Genomic DNA, 21,535 nt, shown 5'->3' on the forward strand with positions numbered 1-21,535 from the left:
ATCATTTGCCTCAAGATCGCACGATGATGGGATATGATCATCCCATCGAGATCATCGCGATCCGTCATCCTGCGATCTCGCCGCGTGGTCGATGCTCCCCACGAAGGTCTGCTGATTGTCCTCGGCGATACCTAGGTGTTTGCATAGTATTCCGCGAATCCGCTGGCGGATTCGGCGAGGGGGTGGGAAGCGTTTCCAGCGCCCATCCCAGGTCCGCACGGCCACTCACATCCAGCTTGCGAAAGACACTGGTGAGATGGCTTTCGACGGTGCGTAACGTGATGCGCAGGGCTTGGGCTATCTCCTGATTGGTCGCACCGGTCGCCGCGAGTTCCGCCACGCGTCCCTCTCCCGTGGTCAGCACGTTCTTGACCCCACCGGCTCCCTGGTACATCCGGCCGCCCGCGGCGACGAGCCGGCCACGGGCCTGCTCGGCCAGCCTGCGAAATCCGCACCGCACCGACAGGTGCACGGCGCGACGGAAATGTCCGCGAGCGCCCTCGCGGTCGTCCATCCGCAGCAGCGCCTCGCCGAGCAGACTCTCGGCCCGGACCAGATACCAGCGCGCCTGGGTCCCGGCCAGCGTCTCCACCGCCTCGGTGAGCGTCTCCACCCCGTCGCCTCCCTCCGCGATCGCCCCCCTCGCCAGCAGGGCGAGCCCTCGGGCAGGCGCGTTCCCCCAGGCCTCGGCGAGTTCCTCGCCGTGCTCGATGAACTCCCCCGCCTCGTTCCCACGCCCCAGTTCGGCGAGGAGACAGGCCGCCTCCAGCCACCACGGCACGAACATCGGATGCCTGACGACGGCCTCGGCGAGCAGCGCGCCGCACTCGGTCAGGGACGACAGCGCACTCGCGTGGTCACCTCGCGACGCCGCCAGATACGACTTCGTCATCAGCACCCGTGGATAGTCGAGAAGGTAATCCTCCGCCTCCGGCGAGCCCATCTGGCCGAGTACTGAAGCGGCCTGGCCGAGGTCGCCCCGCCAGGCGAGCACCGCGGCCAGGGCCGTCCGCGGTGCCGTCACACTTCTCGACCACGGCTGCTCGTCCGCCAGTTTCATGGCCCTGATCGCGTCCACCAGCGCCCCGTCGAGGTTGCCCGCCTCGCCCAGGATCCACGACCGCCTGGACAGGGCCATCACCTGCCCCCAGGTGTCCCCCTGCTCCGCGCCGTGCGAGATCACCCGGCCCATGGCCCGCACCGCCTCCTCGACCTCGTCGGCGAGCGAGAGTACGTACGCGGCGGCACCGACCGCCTGGCTCCAGGAGACCTCGTCCGGGCCGCTGAGCGCCTTACGGGCGAGCGGCAGGCAGGTCCGGGACGAGAAACCCGACATGGCGAAGACCAGGGCCCGCCCGGCGAGCAGTTCGCGTCCGCCCCCGGCGGACACCCCCGGGGTCCGCGACATCACCGCCCATTCCGAGACGGTCTTCGCGGTGGACCTGCGGTTCCACCCGATCAGCAACAGCGCGGACTCCACCAGCATCCGCGACTCGTGATCCCCGGTGGCCGCTCCGTCGAGTTCCGCCAGGACGGTGTTCAACGTCGAGACCACCTCCGGTTCCCTTCCCAGGGGCGGTGCGACCCTGGACATCTGGATCGCCAGACGTGCTCTTCCCCGCACGTCGCCCGTCTCCCGCAGCCCGTCGCAGAGCATCGCGTACGCTCTCGCCGGATCGTCGTGTCCGACCAGCCGCGCGAGGTCGGCCCGCGCGCCGACGTCGGCGGGATCGGCCATCACCATCCGGTCCAGGTAGTGCGCCGCCACCTCCGCATCCCCGTTCGACTCGGCACGGCGTGCTCCCTCCCCGAGCACGCCCCGCATCCAGGTCTCGGGAAGTCCGGGCAGCAGCGCCAGTTGCGCGCTGACCTCCTCGGCCGGACGGCCTCCGTCGTTGAGCAGCCTGGCGGCCAGTTCCCGCCGTCGGTCGAGCGCGGCGGCCGGCATGTCGTTCAGCACCGCGGCCCGCACATGATGCTCGTTCAGCTCGTCCAGGCCGGCGTCGATGATCTCCTCATCGCGCAGGATCTCGATCGCGGCGGACACCAGCGGCTCGGGGACCCCGGCCAGCATGCCCACCAGTTCCGTGTCGGGGCGCCCCAGCACCGCGAAGGCCTCCACGACCCCACGCACGTATTCCGGCCGGCGATCGAGCGTCGCGAGCAGATGTCCGGCGTGGAGTTCGGCCCCGAGTTCGGCGGCCCTGGACTCGCCTCGGGCGTCAGGTGGCACGCCCTCCTCGCTCAGGCGCCTGAACAGCCGCGCGAGCAGTGCGAGGTTGCCCCGGCAAACACTGGTGCATACGCGAACGAACGGCTCTTTTGGTACGGTCTCCCAGCACCGCCGGGCCAGCTTCCCCGCGTCCTCCTCGGAGAGCGGCCCAAGGTCGACGACGCGGTGCCCGCGCGCGACGACACCGGGAACCGCCCGCCCGTTCGACAGGCCGGAGCGGTGCTGAGCGAGCAGGACGAACACCGGCAGATGGTGCCCGCGGTTCACCAGGAAGTCCAGCCATGCCAACGACTCCTCGTCGCACCACTGCGTGTCGTCGAGCATGACGGCCACCGGTCCCGACACGGCCGCCTCGCCGACACGCCGGAACAACAGGTGTGACAGCGGCACGGTGCCATCTCGCATCGGAAGCGGCCCTCCGCCGAACAGGCTTTCCGCGCCGCCCCATGGCAGGCGGGCCCCTGCGGGCGAGCAGGAGCCGCGCAGGATCGTCACTCCGACGCTGCGGGCATATCGCTCAAGTGCGTCCAGCAGTGCGGTCTTCCCCGATCCCGCGGGACCTCGCAACAGCGTCAGAGACGCCCCGCCCTCCGCGGCCCCCTCCAGCCAGGACACCAGTGTGCGGAACTCCGCTTCCCGACCCACCGGCCTGGCCTCGACATGGAAGATCCGTCCCGACATGGTCACCATCTCGCTTCATCACGTCACCGAATCTCGCCAAAAGGGGTCGTGAAAGCCAAGCGCTCTTCTTGAGCGTGGCGTGCGGGCACCGGGCCGACACCGACGTCAGCGTGGCCGGGAACATTCGAGACGCCGTCGCAGGGCGTGCGGGGATCGCGCGGGCATCGACATGCCACCTCCGGACGGGCGCCCGGTCATCCGCTGATCCGGTACAGCCGTGTTTCCGATGTTTTTCCGACGTTAGCTTCTAGAATCTCGCTCGGCAAAGACCTCTTTGCCGCGAGTTCATCCAAATTCCGCCTTCGCCGGGGACGGCGCCCCTCCGGCGAGCGGCTCCGGTGGGCCGCTCGTCAGAGGCCGAGGGACGGTCGGGCGAGGCGCGCCTTCCGCGCCCGCCACCGCCCGCGGGCCGCACGCCGTCTCACGCCCGTCTTTTCAGACCCGTCTCAGGCGCGGAGCCTGGCGTAGAACCGGTTGCACTCCTCATAGGCGGGGAGCAGACCCTGCCGCCGAGCCTCGGAGAGGGTCGGGGCCGTCGCGTCCTTGTCCGACAGCAGCGGCCTCACTCCGGCGGGCCAGTCGATCCCCAACTCCGGGTCGAGAGGATCGATGCCGTGCTCACGCCTCGGCGCGTATCCCTCCGAGCAGAGGTACACCACGGTCGCGTCGTCGGTCAGCGCCATGAAGGCGTGACCGAGCCCCTCGGAGACGTACACGGCCCGGTGGTCCTTGTCGTCCAGGACCACCGACTCCCACCGCCCGAAGGTGGGCGATCCGACGCGGATGTCGACGACTACATCGAAAACCGCACCCTTGACACACTTGAGGTATTTGGCCTGACTCGGCGGGACGTCGGCGAAGTGCACGCCGCGCAGCGTCCCCCGGCGCGAGACCGAGTAGTTCGCCTGCGAGAGGGCGAGGGGCCGGCCGGTGACCTCACGGAAGCTCTCCGCGCGGAACCACTCGTGGAAGCTGCCCCGGTCGTCGGGGAACACCTCCGGTTCGAACACCCACGCACCCTCGATGCCGAGTGAACGCATGCCCACCTCTCCTTCCGTGACCCCGCCTCATCCGGGGAGGGTGACTCCCTGACGGCACGCGCGGCGGGTGCTTCCCAGCGGAGTCTCCTCCGACCGCCGACCCCTTGTGAACCCGTCGCCGTACACCGCGAAGGCGCGTACGACCCTTCGCGGGACCGTTCCAGTACCGCGCGGGTGGATCGTCCCAGGTGGGCGCCCATCAGGCCGATGACCGGCCGATCTGGCCACTTCCGGCCATCACGAGCCTTGTTCGCCCGCCCCGGGGGAGCACTCGGGAAAACCGCGTTCACGATCGGCGCGGTGACCCGTTCCCGGAGCGACCCTCCCCTCCTCACGGGCTCGACGCCGGGCCCCGCCGACGCCCCGACGGCCACACGACATCGAGGGCGCGTAGCATCGACGTTCTGCGACATTCATTCGATTTCTGCTCACGAACGCACACGGACACAGAGGATCATGAACGACTCCTTCATCCCCGCCGCCCGCGCGGCACGTGGGATCGGCCCTGGCGGCACGCCCGCACGGTGTTCCTCCCGGCCGGAGAACGACGGCGGGCGCCCCGGCACCACCGCGTCCGCGCCGGTGGAGGCGTCATGATCGACCTCCTCCGCAACCCCGTGAAGAACTACGACTGGGGTTCGCGTACGGCCATCGCCACGCTCGCCGGGCACCCCTCCCCCACCGAGCTGCCCGAGGCGGAGATGTGGTTCGGCGCCCACCCGTCCGGCTCCTCGTCGGTGCTTCGCCAGGGGACGTGGCACTCCCTCGCCGAGGTGGTGGCCGCCGCCCCTGAGACAGAGCTGGGCGGGAAGACCGTCGAGCGGTTCGGCTCGCGGTTGCCGTACCTGTTGAAGCTGATCGCCGTGGACCTGCCGCTCTCGCTCCAGGTGCACCCCTCCCAGGAGCAGGCCAGGGAAGGGCACGCCCGGGGCATCTACGTCGACCCGTTCCCCAAGCCCGAGCTGATCTGCGCGCTGACCCCGTTCACCGCGCTGGCCGGGTTCCGTCCTCCCGAGGAGGCCGCGACCCTCATCCGCGGGCTGGGCGTACCGGAGCTGGAGCCCGTCGTCGCGCCGCTGGCGGCCGGAGACGCCTCCGCCGCGCTCCGCGTCCTGGTGGAGTGGCCAGGAGACGGTAGAGCCGATCTCGTGGCCGACATCGCGCGGGCCGCCTCCTTCGCCGGAGGTCCCGAGAACGAGCTGGTCGTACGCCTGACGGAAATCCATCCGGAAGACCCCGCCTGTCTGGCCCCGTTGCTCCTGCGGCGCCACGAGCTGCGGCCCGGTGATGCGCTCTTCCTGGGCGCCGGGGTTCTGCACTGCTACCTGAGCGGGTTCGGCGTGGAGATCATGGGCGGCTCCGACAACGTGCTGCGCGCCGGGCTGACCGGCAAGCCGATGGACGTGGAGGAGCTGCTGCGGGTCACCGACCCCTCACGTCCGGCTCTCCAGGTCGAGCCGGTCGGCGATCTCTACCGCACCCCCGCCCCCGAGTTCCGCCTCGGTAGGGCCGTCCCCGGTTCCGGCCTCACCCTGGAGGGCGGCGTGCCGCGCATCCTGTTGTGCACCGAGGGTGAGGCCGAGATCGGCGGGCACACCCTGCGGCCCGGCGAGTCCGTCTTCGTCTCCGCCGCCCAGGGGCCCGTCGAGTTGCGCGGCCAGGGAACGGTCTTCTGGGCTGAACCGGGGATCGACTAGGCGCCTGACCAGCGGCTCGCGCCTGTCCGCCCCTCCCTCGTGAGGCCGCGGGCAGGCGCGATCCACGGCGGGCGGGCGCCCTCGCGTCCATACCGGCCTGCTATGGCGGATAACCCCCGGGCTAGGCGGGGCGTCCCCACCAGCGAGGCTGGAGGTATCCGATGACACCGTCCGACGACCTCACGGATCCAGACCTCCGTCTGGAGCTGATCCTGGTCGAGGTACTGCACCACGAAGCCGAGCATCTCGCGACCTCTTGACGCGTCCCGGTCCCGGCTCCAACGGGGGGAGCCGGGACGAGACGCGTCGGAAGGGCAGGGCAAGTCGCGGTAAGGGGCGGAGATTTTTCGATCAAGGCCGGTGTGGAGCCGGGTGACCGGCGTGCGAGGAGTCCTACAAGGGCGTTGAGACCGTGACGGTCACGGCCCGTAGAACACAGGAGGAACCTCCGTGCGACGCTTCTTCACCGGGATCGGCTACCTCGCCGCCCTGGCGGTGATCGCCACCACGATGGCCGCACCCGCTCAGGCCACGGCCACCACCCGCGCCTGCTCGATGCCCTTTTCCACCCAGGCCACCCTCGCCCGGACCGACGCGCCGTCGCGGGCCACCATGGTCGAGCCGGCCTACTTCACGATGACGACCGTCGGCTCGCGCCTGCCGTTCGTCATCAAGCTCACCGACGCCAAGAAGATAGAACACGCCCGGCGGATCATCAGCGGCGAGGAGACCGAGAAGACACACGTCCTGGGCCGGATCATCAAGACGCGGGCCCCGTACAACCCCTCCTACAGCTTCCACCTCGATCCGAACACGATCGACTTCTTCCAGATGGCCATCGAGGTCTGTGACGCGTCGCTCCCGTACGTCGAGGATCATCTCGACGAGGCGTGCGGCGCCTTCCTGCCCGGCTGCTTCTTCTGCCCCTGGACCTCCAAGCTCGTCGCCGAGGTCCCCGCCCCCTGACCCTCGCCGCGGGTTCGCGGCCGGCCGCGGCCATCGCCTCCCCTCGGGACCGGTGGCCGCGTCCGGAGCCGGTCTCCTCCCGGTTTGCCGCGTACAGCCGTCAGAGTGCCGGGAGCGTCCTCAGGTTTCCCGGTCGCGCGATGTCGTGGACTCCAGCACCCTTTTCGCCTTCGCCATCAGGGTGAGCGCCACCACCGCGAAGGCGAGCGCGAGCAGGGTGAAGAGGGTGAACGACAGTTCGTCCGTCCGCTCCAGCAGCCGGGGCGACGCCGTCGAGACGGCGAACAGCGCGAAGAACAGCAGCGACCACGCGTACGGCCTCACCCGCAGGACCCCGCCCCGCCTGGAAACCATCAGCGGAACCCGGCCCTTCAGCAGCACGCGAACGCCGTGCGCGGCCATCACGCATCCGATCCCCAGCAGGGCCCAGCTGAACGCGACCGACAGTGTGTGCGCGCTCATCGGGATCGCACCTCCCTGGCCGTCGCCGGTGATCGGAGACGGCGTCTCCGATCACCGGCCGCCTGCCCCGCGAGGGGTGCGGCAAACCAGCCGTCCGTACGGCGAAACGCCCCGTCACCTCCAGCTCGGAGAAGGGCTTCCCACCCGGCCGTTTCCGGCTCGCCCTCGTCCCCCCGGCCTCCTCGATCGGCGTACGACGATCGAGGAGGCCGGCTTCCACACCCCGTCGCCCCCCGCGGACGTGCGGTCCTCCCACTCCCCTCGACCCGACGCGACCGTGGCGGCCCGGCTACCGCCGTCGTTACGCTGGGGACCCGCGCCGACGTGCATGGAGGAGCTCATGGCCGCTGGCCCGCTGGAACCGGATGACCCGCGCACGCTGGGAGCGTTCCAGGTCGTGGGGCGCCTCGGCGAGGGCGGTCAGGGCATCGTCTACGAGGGGTGGAGCGCCTCCGGCGACCGTGTCGCGATCAAGGTCCTCAAGGGCGGCACGAATCCCGACATCCGCCGCCGGCTCGCCAGGGAGCTGGAGTCGGCCCGCCGGGTGGCCCCCTTCTGCACGGCCCGGGTGCTCGCGGCGGAGCTCGACCGGCCGGACCCCTACGTGGTGAGCGAGTTCGTGGCGGGCCCCTCGCTGCAGGAACGGGTACGTGACGACGGTCCCCTGCGCGACGGTGACCTCGAACGGCTCGCCGTCGGCACGGCCTCCGCACTCGCGGCCATCCACGGCGCGGGGGTGGTTCACCGGGACTTCAAACCGGCCAACGTGCTTCTCGGCCCCGACGGGCCACGCGTGGTCGACTTCGGTATCGCCCGGCCCCTCGACGCCGACACGGCGTCCCTGACGATGTCGGGCACCCCGCCCTACATGGCTCCCGAGCAGCTCACGGGGGTGCACGGCTCACCCGCGGCCGACGTGTTCGCCTGGGCCTCGACCATGCTCTACGCCGCGACCGGCAGGGCACCGTTCGGCAACGACACCGTCGCCGCGGTCTTCAACCGCATCATCAACCAGGAACCCGACCTTTCCGGCGTTCCCCAGGGCCTGCGCGAGACCCTGGCCGCCTGCCTGTCCAAGGACCCCGCGGCACGTCCCTCGGCCCGGTCGCTTCTGGTGCGTCTGGTCGACCCCGGAGCCTCCACCGTCACGGTCCCCGACGTCGGTCGGGTGCCCAGCGCGTACGTCCCCGCCGGCTGGTCGGATCGCGCCCCGAGCGGCCTGCCCCGTCCCGTCGAGGCGGAGCCGCCACCGGTCGTCCGGCCCGGAGTCCACTCCAGGCCCACCGAGCCGGCCGGCCCCGTACGGGACACGGCGCTCCTACCCCCGAGCGGCGCCGGTACGGCGGGTCGTGACACGAAGATCTACGCGCCCCCGTACGGCGAGCGGGTCACCCGGCGGGCGAGGAACGTGGCCATCCCGGTGGCCGCCGTCGTCCTCGCGGGTCTGGCGACGGCCGGCGTGCTGTACGCGACGGGGACGATCGGAGGTTCCCCTGCGAACGGGGCGGCGCCCCGGAGTGAATCCGAAGGGACCCCTCGCCCGGCACCGGCCTCCGGATCCGGCGACACCGCCGACCGGGCACCGGCCTCCGGACCTGAAAGAACCCCCGACCGGGCACCGGCCTCCGGATCGGCCTCGGCACCGCCCACGGCTCCCGGAGGGGGCATCCCCTCGGCCTTCGCGGGAACCTGGACGGGACAGGTCGTCTCGCAGGACGACCGCGAGCGCACCGCCGGCGTCACGATCACCCTGAACCCGGGAGGATCCACCGGGACCTGGGTGTCCGGTGACTGCGAGCAGCAGGCCACGCTCACCCGCGTACGCGACACCGTGCTCGACCTGAACGTGGCGCAACGCGACCAGTGCGTGAGCGGGGACATGACCCTCACGCTGAAGGACCCCCAGACGCTGGACTGCGTGAAGCAGGAGGGCGGGGGTTCGCTGGAATACCGAGGGAGCCTGCGCCGCTCCTGACCGCCCCGTATCCTGCGGGATCGCCCGGCTCCTTCTGGGTCGCCCGGCCCGCTCCTGCCCCCTGCCCTCGCTCCCCTCTGAGGCGCCCGCCCGCTTCGCTTCTCGTCGTTCAGCCCGCGCGCACGATCTGGAAGGAGTACGACCCGGTCTTCGCCGCGGGTGACCTGACGACCAGCGCGTAGCGCCCGTCCCCGCCCGAGAGCGGCATGTCGAACTCGTTGCCGCACAGCGGGTAGGGCTGCCGGGGATCGGCGAGGCTCTTCTCCGCCGCGTCGTAGAGCTCGACGTCGATGGAGGTGCACGGCCCGCCTCCCGCGATGATCCTGATGGCCTTGGCTCCGTCGGCGTCGAACTCGAAGCGGTCGATCCGTCCGGGGACGTCCAGCGACCCCGCCCCCTCCGGGCTGCCCTCACCGATCTTCAGGCCGATCGTCGCGGGGAACGTGCGGACCTTCACGGTCGCGATCCGGAAGCTGTACGCCCCGATCACGTTGGTGTTCCCCCAGACCTCCAGCCGGTGGCCGCCCACCTTGGTCAGCTTGTTGCTGAGCGACGTACCCGCGCTGAAATCGACACTGGCCGGGGTCAGGGGCTCGTCGTCGACGTCGGAGAACACCTGGAACTGGATGCCGTCGCCCTCCATGTCGGCGACGTAGAACTCCCTGGCGTCGCTCAGATCCAGCGTGAATTTGTGCCTCTCCCCCGCGCGGGTCAGCTCGGCCGAGACCGTGCTGCCGTCGACGAGGGTGCCGCCCGGTTCGACGGCCGCGGAAGGCCGGTCCTGCCCGCCGGTCTCCGCCTGCTCGGGAGTGCTTTCCGGCTGGGCCGGGGGATCGCTCTCGACGGGCGCGGTGGTCGCCTCGCTCGTCACCTGCGCGGGAGCGGCCGCACCATCCCCGGTTTGGCCGCCGGTGAGGCCGCAGCCGGTGAACGCCGCCAGGGCGAGGACAAGAAAGGCGCCGTGCCGTACGGGGGCGGCGAGGCGTGGAGGGAGGTTCTTCATGACAGCCATTCTTCGGGACCCGCTTACAACCCGGTTGTCGGTCACTTTCTCATTCCCCTAGCGGCCTTTTGCAGGTTTCGCGCTTCCGGCACCTCCATCGGCCCTGGTCTTTCCCGGGTCGACACCGGTCAAGAGGCACTCGATCACGTGGATGACGCCCGGTGGTCACCCTCGCGCCGGGCGGGCGTCGTGGGCGATGAGCAGGTACGGCCGGATCGGACAACGTTGTCAACGTGACGGACGGCCTGTCGGTATGGTTCGGATTTGACCTCCTCCCCTCCCTGAGGGAGGAGAGTCCCCACGGTCACCCGTGAGGGTTCCTGCTTCACCGCCAGTTGCCCGCCCGAGAGGACTCTCGTTGAGGTCTTACACCGGCTCCACAGGCGTTTCACCTCTCCGCCAGCCCGGCGGCGAGGATGTTCTTCGCGGCGTTGACGTCCCGGTCATGGACCGCGCCGCAGGCACACACCCAATCACGGACGCCCAGCGGCATGGACCGCTGGAGGGTGCCGCACGCCGAGCACAGCTTGGAGGAGGGAAACCACCGGTCCACGACCAGCAACTCCCGCCCGTACCAGGCTGCTTTGTACTCCAGCATGGAGCGCATCTGGCGCCAGGAGGCATCCGAGACGGCGCGGGCCAGGCTGTGGTTTTTCACCATGTTGCGCACGGTGAGGTCTTCGATCACGACCGTTTGGTTCTCACGGACGAGACGAGTGGTGACCTTGTGCAGGTGATCTCGGCGACGGTCGGCGATGCGGGCGTACACGCGGGCGAGGGCGAGTTTCGCCTTGGCCCGGTTCGCCGAACCCTTTTCCTTGCGGGAGAGGTTGCGCTGAGCCTTGGCGAGTTTGCGCCGGTCGGCCCGCTCATGCTTGAGGTTGACGATCTTCTCTCCGGTCGACAGCGTCGCCAGCGCCGTAATACCCGCGTCCACCCCGACCGCGTTGGTCGTTGGATCCAGCGGCCCGATGGCGTCTTCACACAAGATGGAGACGAACCAGCGGCCCGCCGCGTCCTTCGACACCGTCACCGTGGACGGCTGCGCCCCCTCGGGCAGCGGGCGCGACCACACGACGTTCAGTGGACCGTTCATCTTCGCCAGGGTGAGCCGACCATTACGATAGGTGAACGCCGAGCGGGTGTACTCGGCCGACGGCCGGGACTTCTTACGGGACTTGAACGTCGGGTACTTCGCGTGCTTGGCGAAGAAGTTGGCGAACGCCGCCTGAAGGTGGCGCAATGCCTGCTGAAGCGGCACCGAGGACACCTCGTTCAGGAACGAGAGATCGTCGGTCTTCTTCCACTGCGTGAGCGCGGCCGACGACTCCACATAGGAGACGCGACGGCCGTCCAGCGTGTAGGCGCGGGTGCGCTCTTCGAGGGCCTTGTTGTAGACCAGGCGCACGCAGCCGAACGTCCGGGCAAGCTCTTCGGCCTGCTCGGGAGTCGGGTAGAAGCGGAACTTGAACGCCCGCTTCACGATCTGCGCCACGTCTCACATTCCAAAGCAAGATCAGCTAACAGTAGACATGTATTCGATTCCAGATCCGTGCGGCACCGTGCCGCGTTTCCTCTCCGGCCTGAAGGCCGGAGTATCCACGCTGGAGGTATTCGATGACCAGCGATGGCGGCCGGGCGAGGCGGCCCACCATGGTGGACGTGGCGGCCCTGGCCGGGGTGAGCCTGAAGACCGTCTCGCGGGTCGTGAACAACGCTCCGCACGTACAGCCCGAGCTGGTCGAGCGGGTGCTCGCCGCCGTGGCCGAACTCGGCTTCCGCCGCAACCACCTGGCCAGCTCGCTGCGTTCCGGGCAGGCGACCGCCACCGTCGGGCTGCTGATCGAGGAGATCGCGAACCCTTTCTACGCGACGATCGCGGGAGTCGCCGCCGAGGTCGCCGGGCACCACGGCACGATGCTCATCATCGCCAGTTCCGAGGAGGATCCGGCGCGCGAACAGCAACTGCTGCGGGACATGTGCGCCCGCCGCGTCGACGGGCTGCTCGTGGTGCCCGCCGGCGAGGACCACTCGTTCCTGCGCGCCGAGGTCGAGCTCGGCACCCCCGTGGTCTTTCTCGACCGTCCGGCGGGCGGGTTGCCCGCCGACACGGTGCTGCTCGACAACCGTGGGGGCGCGCGGGCCGGGGTGTGCCGGCTCGTCGAGTCGGGCCATCGGCGGATCGGCGTCCTGCTCGACTCGATCGGCGTCTACACGATGCGCGAGCGGCTCGACGGCGCGCGGGACGCGCTGGCCTCGGCCGGCGCGCCGTACGACACCGGGCTGGTCCGTGACGGCGTCCGCGACCCGGCCGCGGCCGCCCTGGCCGTCTCCGAACTGCTCGACCTGCCGGATCCGCCGACCGCCTTCTTCAGCCTGAACAACCGGATCACTCTCGGTGCGGTCGAGGAACTGCACCGGCGCGGCAGCGACGCCGCGTTGCTCGGGTTCGACGACTTCGACATGGCCGCTCTGGTGCCGTACCCGCTGACGGTGATCGCCTATGACACCCGTGAGCTGGCCAGGACCGCCGCCGAGCTGCTGTTCCGGCGGATCGGCGGGGATCGGTCGTGGCCGCGCACCGTGGTGCTTCCCACCGAGCTGGTCGAGCGGGGCATCCCGCCGCGCTGAGCCCGGCGACCGGAGACGGCGACCACCTGCCGACCGGCTCCCCACGGGTCCGCGGGCCGGCGTGGTGGGGAGGGAGTCGACCCCACGAGCCGCGGGTCATGGGCACGCGCCCCCGATTCGACCTCTCGGAGCCGGGGGTGCGTGCGTCTCACGGGGTCACGCGTAGAGGAAGTAGTAGCTGTACCGGCCCTCCCACTCGCATGAGTAGTCGTTCCACCAGTCCTCGGTGATGCCGTGGGTTCCGATCCGCTCGCACTCCGCGTGTTCCTTGAAGACACCCGCCAGCCTCTCGGCGTGTGCCGGGGCGGCGCCGGTCGTCAGAGAAACTCCGAGGACCATGACGGCCGAGACGAGAACAGCGCGTACCTTTCGCATTCGTCCTCCTGTGACTGGGGAGATCATGAAGGTGAACATTATCACTCGGCACGCGCCGGGGAAGATCATCACACTCGAATCATTCACGGGACGGGGGATGAAACTTTCATCGGTCCTGTCGCGGGCCGCACATGTTTCGCGGATGTTTACCGCCGGTAAATCCCATGCCACCTGCCCCCGGAGGTCCGGCCGCTGTCCAATTCCCGACGTGGCGGCCCTGAAAGGCCTCGCGGGCGCGTATCCGACCGCCTGTGCATGCCATGGATGATCTGGACTGTATTCGTACTACGTGATCCTCAAAGTACGATTTATGCCCCTTATCCTGTTCCATTGGAACGATGCATCGAAAACTTTGACCATCGTCACTTACGTGTCATATCGTCGCCCCGCCCATATCGATGTGAGCCGCGACACTCGAACAGGACGTTTTTCTCGCAGGCGCTACGGTCGGCCTGCTGATCGAGGTCGCCACGGCGCGGCAGGAAACACGGACGGTCACCGGGGACGAGCGGCGAGCATCCGACAAACCGGAGTCGTACCATGCAAGCTCGAATCCGCACGGCCGTGATTGTCGGCATGGCGATGACCATGCTGGCCGCCGTCGGCGTGTCAGCAGTCTTCGCGCCACCGGCTCACGCCACGCAGGTGATCACCGACATCGCCTACGCGCCCGCACAGCCGGCCACCAGCAAGGGGCATCTGCTGGACCTCTATCTGCCCTCCACCGGAATCACGCCCCGGCCGCTGCTGATCTGGCACACCGGCTCGGCCTGGAGCAGTGACGACGGCAAGGCCGGCGCGGACGCGATCGCGAACATCTTCACCCCTCTGGGCTTCGCCGTGGCCGGCGTCAGCGTCCGCTCCAGCGCCCAAGCGATCTTCCCGGCCCAGGTGCACGACATCAAGGCGGCCATCCGCTGGCTGCGCGCGAACGCCGCCACGTACCAGATCGACCCCAACCGCTTCGCGATCATGGGCGACTCCTCGGGCGGCTGGCTGACGGAGATGGCCACCTTCTCCGGTGGCGTGGCCGCACTGGAGGGCACCGTCGGCACGACCGGAGTCTCCAGCGCCGTGCAGACAGGACTCGCCTTCTACAGCCCGACCGACTTCCTGCAGATGAACGCGCAGAACCTGCCGACCGGCGGACTCGACCACAACTCCCCCGCCTCCCCCGAGTCCCTCCTGGTCGGCTGCCCGATCCAGACCTGCCCGGCCACGGTGGCCCAGGCCAATCCGATGACCTACGTCGACAGCAACGACCCGCCGCTGATGTTCATGCACGGCCAGGCCGACTTCCTGGTACCGCACGGGCAGAGCGTCCTGCTCTACAACAGGATCAAGGCCCAGTGCGGCAGGGCGACGTTCGTCTCGGTGCCCGGCGCGGATCACATGATGCCCCAGATCATGGACCCCGCCCAGCACGGTCTGCAGACCGTCCGCACCACCGCCAACTGCTCCGAGACCGTCAGCACCGGCACGTTGAACCCCACCTGGGCCAACTTCACGACCTTCCTGCGCGGCGGACTCAAGATGGGCACCTCCTGCGAGGTCACCTACACCACCGGCGCCTGGAACGGCGCCTTCAACGGCAGCGCGACCATCAGGAACACCGGCACGACCCCCATCGAGGGCTGGACCCTGACCTGGACCTGGCCGGGCAACCAGCAGATCACGAGCGCCTGGAACGCCACGGTGACCCAGGTCGGCACCCAGGTGACCGCCCGTGACGCCGGCCACAACTCCTACATCGGCCCCGGCTCCAGTCAGAGCCTCGGCTTCTCGGCGACCGCCACCGGGACGAACGGCATTCCGGCCCAGTTCAAACTCAACAACCTCGTCTGCACGAGAGTGCCCGCCTGAGACGACGTGCCGGGCCCGAGCCGAACGGCGAGGGCCCGGCACCGTTCTCTTGTCGCCGGGATTCCAAAGAATTACATTCTGGGAAACCGTGACCTGGAGCGGAAAGGCGCATTTCCAGAGTTGAATACATTCCGTCGGAACCTGATCACGGAATGTCACCGACCGGCCGCTCACGTCCATATTGCTTTACCCAACGGTCCGCCCCTATTGTTGCCTCCGACGGCCGCCGGCCCATTTCCCGTTTTTCATTGCCCGGCCGCAGGTCACTTGATATCCCGTGACCCGAAATAAATCGGATAAGCCGTCTTCCACTGCCAGAAGGCCGTTGTCCGGGATCGTCGATGAGTTAGGGGACGTGTGCGTACATCCAACATATTCGTCAGGAGTCTCGGCGTTTATGTGCCTGACAGTGTGAGCGTCGAGCAGGCGGTTCGTGAGGGCTGGTACCCTGCCGAGGAGGTCGAGAGGTTCCAGCAGGTCGGCGCGGCGGTGGCCGGTGACATGCCGGCGCCCGAGATGGCGCGGCTCGCGGTCCTGGACGCGTACGACCGCTGGGGCGAGTCCTCCCCGCGCGACCTCGACCTTCTGCTCTACCCGTCGGTCTGGCACCAGGGCCCGAACGGCTGGCAGCCCCAGCACTACCTGCAGATGCACCTCCTCGGTGGGAACGTTCCGGCGTTCGAGATCCGGAGCGGCTGCGTGGGGATGATCAGCTCGCTCGAACTGGCGGCGAGCTACCTGCAGGCCGACGCGGACAGGGAGACGGCGATGGTCGTCTCCTCGGACAACCACGGCACCCCGCTGGTGGACCGCTGGCGGATGACCCCCGGGGCGCTGATCGGCGACGCCGCGGCCGCGCTCCTCCTCGGCAAGGGCTACGGCATGGCCGAGCTCCTCTCGGTGAACGCGACGGTGATCCCGGAGGCCGACGCGGTCAACGACGGCGCCTACCCCCTGTTTCCCCCGGACGCCACCGTCGGCAGAGGGCTGAGCTTCGGGGACCGGCACGAGGAGTTCCGCCAGAGGCTGCTCAAGAAGCAGGGGACCGGAATCCACCTCACGATCCAGAAAACGATGATGCAGCAGGTCGAGAAGACCCTGGACGAGGCGGGGATCGAACTCTCCGACATCACGCGGGTGGCGTTGCCGCACGGCCGCCGCGAGGACCTGGACGGGCAGATGTCCTGGCTGGGCATCGAGGAGGACCAGACGACCTGGGACTACGGAAGGCGCGTGGGCCACTGCGGCGCGGTGGACCAGTTCATCGCCTTCGAGCATCTCGTCGCGACCGGCGGGCTCGTGGCCGGCGATCACCTGCTCACGGTCGGGTTCGGCTCGGGAACGTCCGTCGCCGCGGCGGTCTTCAGGATCCTGGCCACCTCTCCCGTCACGACAGGGGCACGCGCATGACCGATCTCACGCGAAGGCTGGTCGACTTCATCCAGGAGAACCTCGTCCTGGACGGCGACGACATCAAGGTCGACGAGACGACCCCGCTCCTGCTGTCGGGTCTCCTGGACTCCCTGCGGACGGCGCGGTTGCTGAACTTCCTCCGCAAGGACGTCGGCGTCCCGATTCCCGCCGCGAGGCTCGACCCGGAGAACTTCAGGGACGTCGTGACCATCGTGGCGATGGTCAGAGAACTCGAATCCGTCTAGCCGGGCGAGGGCAGAGTCATGCAGTTGGCGGACACCTACATCAGCGGAGTGGGAGCCTTCCTCCCCCGGACCGTCGTCAGCGTCGAGAAAGCCGTCGCCAAAGGCTGGTATCCGGCGCAGGAGGCCGAGTTGCACAACCTGGCCGGGACGGTGGTGGCCGGTGACGTACCGGCTCCGGAGATGGCCCTGCACGCGGCGCGGAGCGCGCTCAAGCGCAGCGGGCGCGCTCCGGGCGACCTGGATCTCCTCCTGTACGCCTCGACCTGGCACCAGGGGCCGGACGGCTGGCCCCCGCACTCCTACCTGCAGCGTCATCTCGTCGGCGGGGACGTCCTGGCCACCGAGATCCGGCAGGGCTGCAACGGGATGTTCATCGCCCTGGAGCTCGCGGCCGGCCACCTGGACGCCGTACCCGGCAGGCAGGCCGCCCTGCTGGTCGCCGCCGACAACTACGGCACCCCGCTGATGGACCGGTGGCGGATGGGCCCCGGCTACATCGGCGGGGACGCCGCCGCCGCGCTCGTGCTCACCAAGGGGACGGGTTTCGCGCGCCTGACGTCGGTCTGCACGACGACGGTGGCCGAGGCCGAGGAGCTCCACCGGGGCAGCGAACCCCTCTTCCCTCCGGGCGTCACCGTTGGGCGCCGGATGAGCTTCGCCGCCAGGAACGAGCAGTTCAGGCAGCAGGTCATGCCCAAGGGCGAGGCGACCACGGCGCTGTTCAAGATCCAGCGGGCGTTGATGGAGGTCGTCGAGCGCGCGTTGACCGAGAGCGGGATCGAGGCCGGCGACCTCACCCGGGTGGCGTTCATGAACTACTCGGAAGAGATCGTCGAACAGCGGTGCATGGCCATGCTCGACCTGCCCATGTCCCGCTCGACCTGGGACTACGGCCGCACCATCGGCCACTGCGGGGCCTCCGACCAGGTCCTCTCCCTCGACCACCTGCTCCTGAGCGGGCAGCTGGGCCCCGGCGACCACGTGCTGATGCTCGGCACCGGGCCGGGAGTGACCGTCTCCGGTGCCGTAATCAAGATCATCGACAGTCCTCAGTGGGTCTGACCGAAGGGAAACGAACGCAGATGGCCGACAGTACGCGCGGAGTCCAGGTGGAACCAGTGGCGGTGATCGGGATTGGATGCCGCCTTCCCGGTGACGCCCGCTCACCGGACGAGTTCTGGGACCTGCTGCGTGCCGGCCGGAACACGACCGGGCCGCTACCCGCGGAACGCTGGCGCCCGTACGAGAACCGGAGCCCCGAACACGCCGCCTCGCTACGCGACGCCGTACGTCACGGCAGCTTCCTCGACGACATCGAGGGCTTCGACGCGGAGTTCTTCGGCCTGTCGCCCCGCGAGGCCGAGCTGATGGACCCGCAGCAGCGGATCCTGATGGAGACCGCGTGGGAGGCCCTGGAGAACGCCGGCCTGCCGCCGCACGAACTGACCGGCACCGACGCCGGGGTGTTCGTCGGGGTCTGCACCGCCGACTACGGAGGCCGCCTCCTTGAGGAACTGCCCCAGATCGAGGCGTGGACCGGGATCGGCGCCGCGACCTGCGCCGTCGCCAATCGCATCTCCTACTCGCTGGATCTGCGCGGCCCCAGCATGGCGATCGACACCGCCTGCTCGGCGTCGCTGGTCTCGCTGCACCTGGCCGCCCAGAGCCTGCGGCTCGGCGAGAGCGACGTCGCCCTCGCCGGCGGCGTGAACCTGCTGGTCACCCCGGGGCAGACCCTCACACTCGGCACGGCGGGAGCCCTCGCCCCCGACGGGCGGTCCAAGTCGTTCGACGCGTCGGCCGACGGCTACGGACGCGGCGAGGGCTGCGGCGTGGTCGTGCTCAAGCGGCTGTCGGACGCCCAGCGCGACGGTGACCGGATCCTCGCGCTCGTCATCGGCAGCGCCGTGAACCAGGACGGGCACACCAACGGCATCATGGCGCCGTGCGGGGAGGCCCAGGAACACGTGATGATCCGGGCCTGCCGGCAGGCGGGCATCGCACCGTCCACCGTCGACTACATCGAGGCGCACGGCACGGGCACCCGGCTCGGCGACCCGCTTGAGGCAGGGGCGCTCTCCTCCGTGTACGGCACGCCGCGGCCCCCCGGCGACCCGTGCCTCGTCGGCTCCGTGAAGTCCAACATCGGTCACCTCGAGGGCGCCGCCGGCATCGCCGGCGTCATCAAGGCGGTGCTCGCCCTCGACCGCGGTGAGATCCCCCCGAGCGTGCTGAACACCCTGAACCCGGCCATCCCGTGGGAGACCTCGGGCCTTCGCGTGGTGACCAAGCAGTCGGCCTGGCCCGAGCGCGACCACCCCCGCCGGGCGGGCGTCTCCAGCTTCGGGTACGGCGGCACGGTCGCGCACATCGTGCTCGAACAGGCCCCCGCGGCCCAGGAGGCCCCCCGGGTCGAGGAGGGTGGAGAGCGGCTGTTCCCGCTGTCGGCCGCCTCCGAGCAGGCTCTGCGGCAGTACGCGGGCAAGCTCGCCAACCGCCTCGACCAAGGGCTCGGCCAAGGGCTCGACCTGGCGTCGGCGGGGCACACGCTCGCGCTCCGGCGCACCCATCTGGCCCGTCGCGCCGTCGTGATCGGGGCGGACGGGAACGAGCTCGCGGCCGGCCTGCGCAGGCTCGCGGATGACGTACCCGCCGAGAGCGTCCTCACCGGTGACGTGCTGCCCGAGCTCGGTCCCGGGCCGGTCTGGGTCTTCTCCGGGCAGGGCTGCCAGTGGCGCGGGATGGGGCGGGAACTGCTCGCCGTGCCGGAGTTCGCGTCCCTCGTCGACGAAGTGGAGCCGATCTTCATCGAGGAGATCGGCTTCTCTCCCCGGCAGGTCCTCACCGACGGCGATCTCGACACCATCGACCGCGTGCAAACCATGATCTTCGTGATGCAGCTGGGCCTCGCCAGGCTCTGGAACGCGTACGGGGTCGCTCCGAAGGCCGTCATCGGCCACTCCGTCGGCGAGATCGCGGCGGCGGTGACGGCCGGCGCGATGACCGTCGCCGACGGCGCCCGCCTGATCTGCCGTCGCTCCCGGCTGCTGCGCCAGGTCGAGGGCGAGGGGGCGATGGCGATGGTCGACCTGTCGTTCGAGGAGGCGACGGAGAGGCTCGCCGGCCGTACCGACCTGGTGGCCGCGATCTCGTCGGCCCCCGGCTCCACCGTGCTGTCCGGCGACGTCGCCGCGGTCGAGGCGGTGGTGAACGAGTGGCCCGCCGAGGGCATCGTGGTGCGGCGGGTGGCCTCCGACGTCGCCTTCCACAGCCCGCACATGGACCCCCTCGCCGTCGAACTCGCCGCCGCCGTCGCCGATCTCTCGTTCGGTGCGCCTCGCGTCCCCATGTACACGACCGCGCTGGCCGACCCCCGATCGACGCCCGTCCTGGACGGCGCGTACTGGGCGGCGAACCTGCGAGACCCCGTGCGGCTCACCGCGGCGACCAGGGCCGCGGCGCAGGACGGCTACCGCGTGTTCCTGGAGATCTCCCCCCACCCCGTGGTCGCGCACTCGGTGACCGAGACGCTCTCGGAGAACGGGTTCGACGACGTGTTCGTCGGCACGTCACTGCGCAGGAACCAGCCCGAGTCCTCGACCTTCCTCGTCGCGCTGGGCACGGCGCACTGTCACGGCGTCGAGGTGGACTGGAGCCGTCTGCAGCCGTCCGGCGGCCTGGCCGACCTGCCGCCGTACGCCTGGCAGCACCGCCGCCACTGGCGCGAGGCGTACACCGGGGACGACAACCGGGGGCACGACGTGCACTCCCACACCCTGCTCGGAGCCGGGAGCAGCCTCGCGGGCAGCCGGACCCGGGTGTGGCGGACCAGCCTGGAGGACGCCAACCGGCCCTACCCGGGCAGCCACGCCCTCAACGGGGTCGAGATCGTGCCCGCCGCCGTGCTCGTCAACACGTTCCTGCACGCGACCGAGGACGAGGACGTCACGCTCACCGACGTGGAGATGATGCATCCGCTGATGACCGCGGAACGCAGGCAGATCCAGGTCGTGCACGAGCCTCCTGCGGTGCGGCTCGCGGCCCGTACGCCGGCCGGTCCCGACGAGCCGGAACCCGCCTGGCTGGTGCACGTCACCGCGGACGTGGCCGCCCCGGGCCAGGTGAAACCCGACATGCTGCCCGACGCCGGCGCTCTCACCCCGATCGATCCCGGGTTCGTGCACAAGCGGCTCGCCACCGTCGGCGTACCCTCGACGGGCTTCGACTGGACGATCGAGACGCTGCTGAGCGGGGACGGCGTGCTGCGGGCCACGGTCCGCACCGGGGAGGCGGAGGGCTGGACGCCGGCGCTGGACGCGGCGATGTCCGTGGCGCCCTGCGTGTTCCCCGGCGATCCGGTGCTGCGCATGGTCGTGCACATCGACGAGGTCACGCTCACCGGCACGCCCCCCTCGACGGTGATCATCGACGCGGCCGTCGACCCTGCCGCCGAGGACACCGTTCGGGCGCTCCTCGCCGACGTGGACGGCCGGGTGGTGGGACACCTCACGGGACTCCGCTACCCGGTGATCGACGCGCCCACCCCGGCCGAGGAGGATCTCGGCGGGCCCGCGGAGTCGTTCTCCGGCCTGGCGCCCGAGGACCTGCGCGAGCGTGTCCTGCCCGAGATCCGCGCGGAGATCGCCGCCGTGATGAGGCTCGCCCCCGAGGACCTGGCGACCAGGCGTCCCCTGGTCGAGCAGGGGCTTGACTCGGTGATGACCATCATGGTCCGGCGGCGTCTGGAGAAGCGCTTCGGCCGCCGTCTCCCCGCGACCCTGCTGTGGCAGCAGCCCACCATCACCGCGATCGCGAACCACCTGGTGGGGCTTCTCACGGCTCCGAGACCGGACGTGGCGACGGAGACCGCCGCCGAGAGCGTGCTCGTGATCGGAGAGCCGGTCGACGGCGTCCCAGGTGTAGGTGGCCGTGCCGGTCGGGTCGACGCGCT

General features: G+C 69.9%; 15 protein-coding genes. 9 read left to right on the forward strand and 6 right to left on the reverse strand.

The features are described 5' to 3' along the window. Positions 1 to 64: 64 nt before the first annotated feature. Both ABZ664_RS36790 and rfbC read right to left on the reverse strand, forming a co-directional pair. Positions 65 to 2,923 (reverse strand): BREX system ATP-binding domain-containing protein, encoded by a 2,859-nt coding sequence (locus ABZ664_RS36790; RefSeq protein WP_362521212.1) that lies wholly within the window; start codon positions 2,921 to 2,923, stop codon positions 65 to 67. Positions 2,924 to 3,360: 437 nt separating this feature from the next. After that, on the reverse strand, positions 3,361 to 3,954 hold the full coding sequence (gene rfbC / locus ABZ664_RS36795; protein ID WP_362521215.1) for a dTDP-4-dehydrorhamnose 3,5-epimerase: 594 nt from the start codon (positions 3,952 to 3,954) through the stop codon (positions 3,361 to 3,363). A 593-nt stretch (positions 3,955 to 4,547) separates the two neighbouring features. Between rfbC and manA the strand changes: the two genes are divergently transcribed. Continuing rightward, a complete protein-coding gene (gene manA, locus ABZ664_RS36800) occupies positions 4,548 to 5,651 on the forward strand; it encodes a mannose-6-phosphate isomerase, class I (RefSeq protein ID WP_362521218.1) in 1,104 nt (367 codons plus the stop codon). A 450-nt stretch (positions 5,652 to 6,101) separates the two neighbouring features. After that, positions 6,102 to 6,617, forward strand: coding sequence for a calmodulin-binding protein (locus ABZ664_RS36805; protein ID WP_362521221.1), 516 nt, complete (start codon positions 6,102 to 6,104; stop codon positions 6,615 to 6,617). A 120-nt stretch (positions 6,618 to 6,737) separates the two neighbouring features. Here the strand turns inward: ABZ664_RS36805 and ABZ664_RS36810 are convergent, their stop codons facing one another. Then, positions 6,738 to 7,079, reverse strand: coding sequence for a hypothetical protein (locus ABZ664_RS36810; RefSeq protein ID WP_362521224.1), 342 nt, complete (start codon positions 7,077 to 7,079; stop codon positions 6,738 to 6,740). A 340-nt stretch (positions 7,080 to 7,419) separates the two neighbouring features. Here ABZ664_RS36810 and ABZ664_RS36815 point away from each other — a divergent pair, with 340 nt between their 5' ends. Continuing rightward, on the forward strand, positions 7,420 to 9,054 hold the full coding sequence (locus tag ABZ664_RS36815; protein WP_362521228.1) for a protein kinase: 1,635 nt from the start codon (positions 7,420 to 7,422) through the stop codon (positions 9,052 to 9,054). A 109-nt stretch (positions 9,055 to 9,163) separates the two neighbouring features. Here the strand turns inward: ABZ664_RS36815 and ABZ664_RS36820 are convergent, their stop codons facing one another. Beyond that, positions 9,164 to 10,057 carry a hypothetical protein gene (locus ABZ664_RS36820; RefSeq protein WP_362521233.1) on the reverse strand — a complete coding sequence of 298 codons (894 nt, stop codon included), beginning with the start codon at positions 10,055 to 10,057 and terminating at the stop codon, positions 9,164 to 9,166. 388 nt (positions 10,058 to 10,445) lie between these two features. Further along, positions 10,446 to 11,552, reverse strand: coding sequence for an RNA-guided endonuclease TnpB family protein (locus tag ABZ664_RS36825; protein WP_362521237.1), 1,107 nt, complete (start codon positions 11,550 to 11,552; stop codon positions 10,446 to 10,448). 122 nt (positions 11,553 to 11,674) lie between these two features. Here ABZ664_RS36825 and ABZ664_RS36830 point away from each other — a divergent pair, with 122 nt between their 5' ends. After that, entirely contained in the window at positions 11,675 to 12,688 is a 1,014-nt protein-coding gene (locus tag ABZ664_RS36830) for a LacI family DNA-binding transcriptional regulator (protein ID WP_362521242.1), read from the forward strand. Between the two features lie 156 nt (positions 12,689 to 12,844). Here ABZ664_RS36830 and ABZ664_RS36835 read toward each other — a convergent pair whose 3' ends face one another. After that, positions 12,845 to 13,063, reverse strand: coding sequence for a hypothetical protein (locus ABZ664_RS36835; RefSeq protein WP_362521247.1), 219 nt, complete (start codon positions 13,061 to 13,063; stop codon positions 12,845 to 12,847). Positions 13,064 to 13,603: 540 nt separating this feature from the next. Between ABZ664_RS36835 and ABZ664_RS36840 the strand changes: the two genes are divergently transcribed. From ABZ664_RS36840 to ABZ664_RS36860, 5 genes are all read left to right on the forward strand, one after another. Further along, a complete protein-coding gene (locus tag ABZ664_RS36840; RefSeq protein WP_362521254.1) occupies positions 13,604 to 14,926 on the forward strand; it encodes a cellulose binding domain-containing protein in 1,323 nt (440 codons plus the stop codon). 399 nt (positions 14,927 to 15,325) lie between these two features. After that, positions 15,326 to 16,336, forward strand: coding sequence for a ketoacyl-ACP synthase III family protein (locus ABZ664_RS36845; RefSeq protein ID WP_362521261.1), 1,011 nt, complete (start codon positions 15,326 to 15,328; stop codon positions 16,334 to 16,336). After that, the gene (locus tag ABZ664_RS36850) at positions 16,333 to 16,584 is read left to right on the forward strand and encodes a phosphopantetheine-binding protein (RefSeq protein WP_362521267.1); all 252 of its coding nucleotides are present in this window, start codon (positions 16,333 to 16,335) and stop codon (positions 16,582 to 16,584) included. The genes ABZ664_RS36845 and ABZ664_RS36850 overlap by 4 nt, the downstream gene beginning before the upstream one ends. A gap of 18 nt (positions 16,585 to 16,602) precedes the next feature. Beyond that, positions 16,603 to 17,646 carry a ketoacyl-ACP synthase III family protein gene (locus ABZ664_RS36855; RefSeq protein WP_362521272.1) on the forward strand — a complete coding sequence of 348 codons (1,044 nt, stop codon included), beginning with the start codon at positions 16,603 to 16,605 and terminating at the stop codon, positions 17,644 to 17,646. 20 nt (positions 17,647 to 17,666) lie between these two features. After that, positions 17,667 to 21,535 (forward strand): beta-ketoacyl synthase N-terminal-like domain-containing protein (locus ABZ664_RS36860; RefSeq protein ID WP_362521278.1); only part of this gene is annotated, 3,869 nt, incomplete at its 3' end.

It is taken from the genome of Streptosporangium sp. NPDC006930 (assembly GCF_040635605.1).
GTDB lineage: Bacteria > Actinomycetota > Actinomycetes > Streptosporangiales > Streptosporangiaceae > Streptosporangium.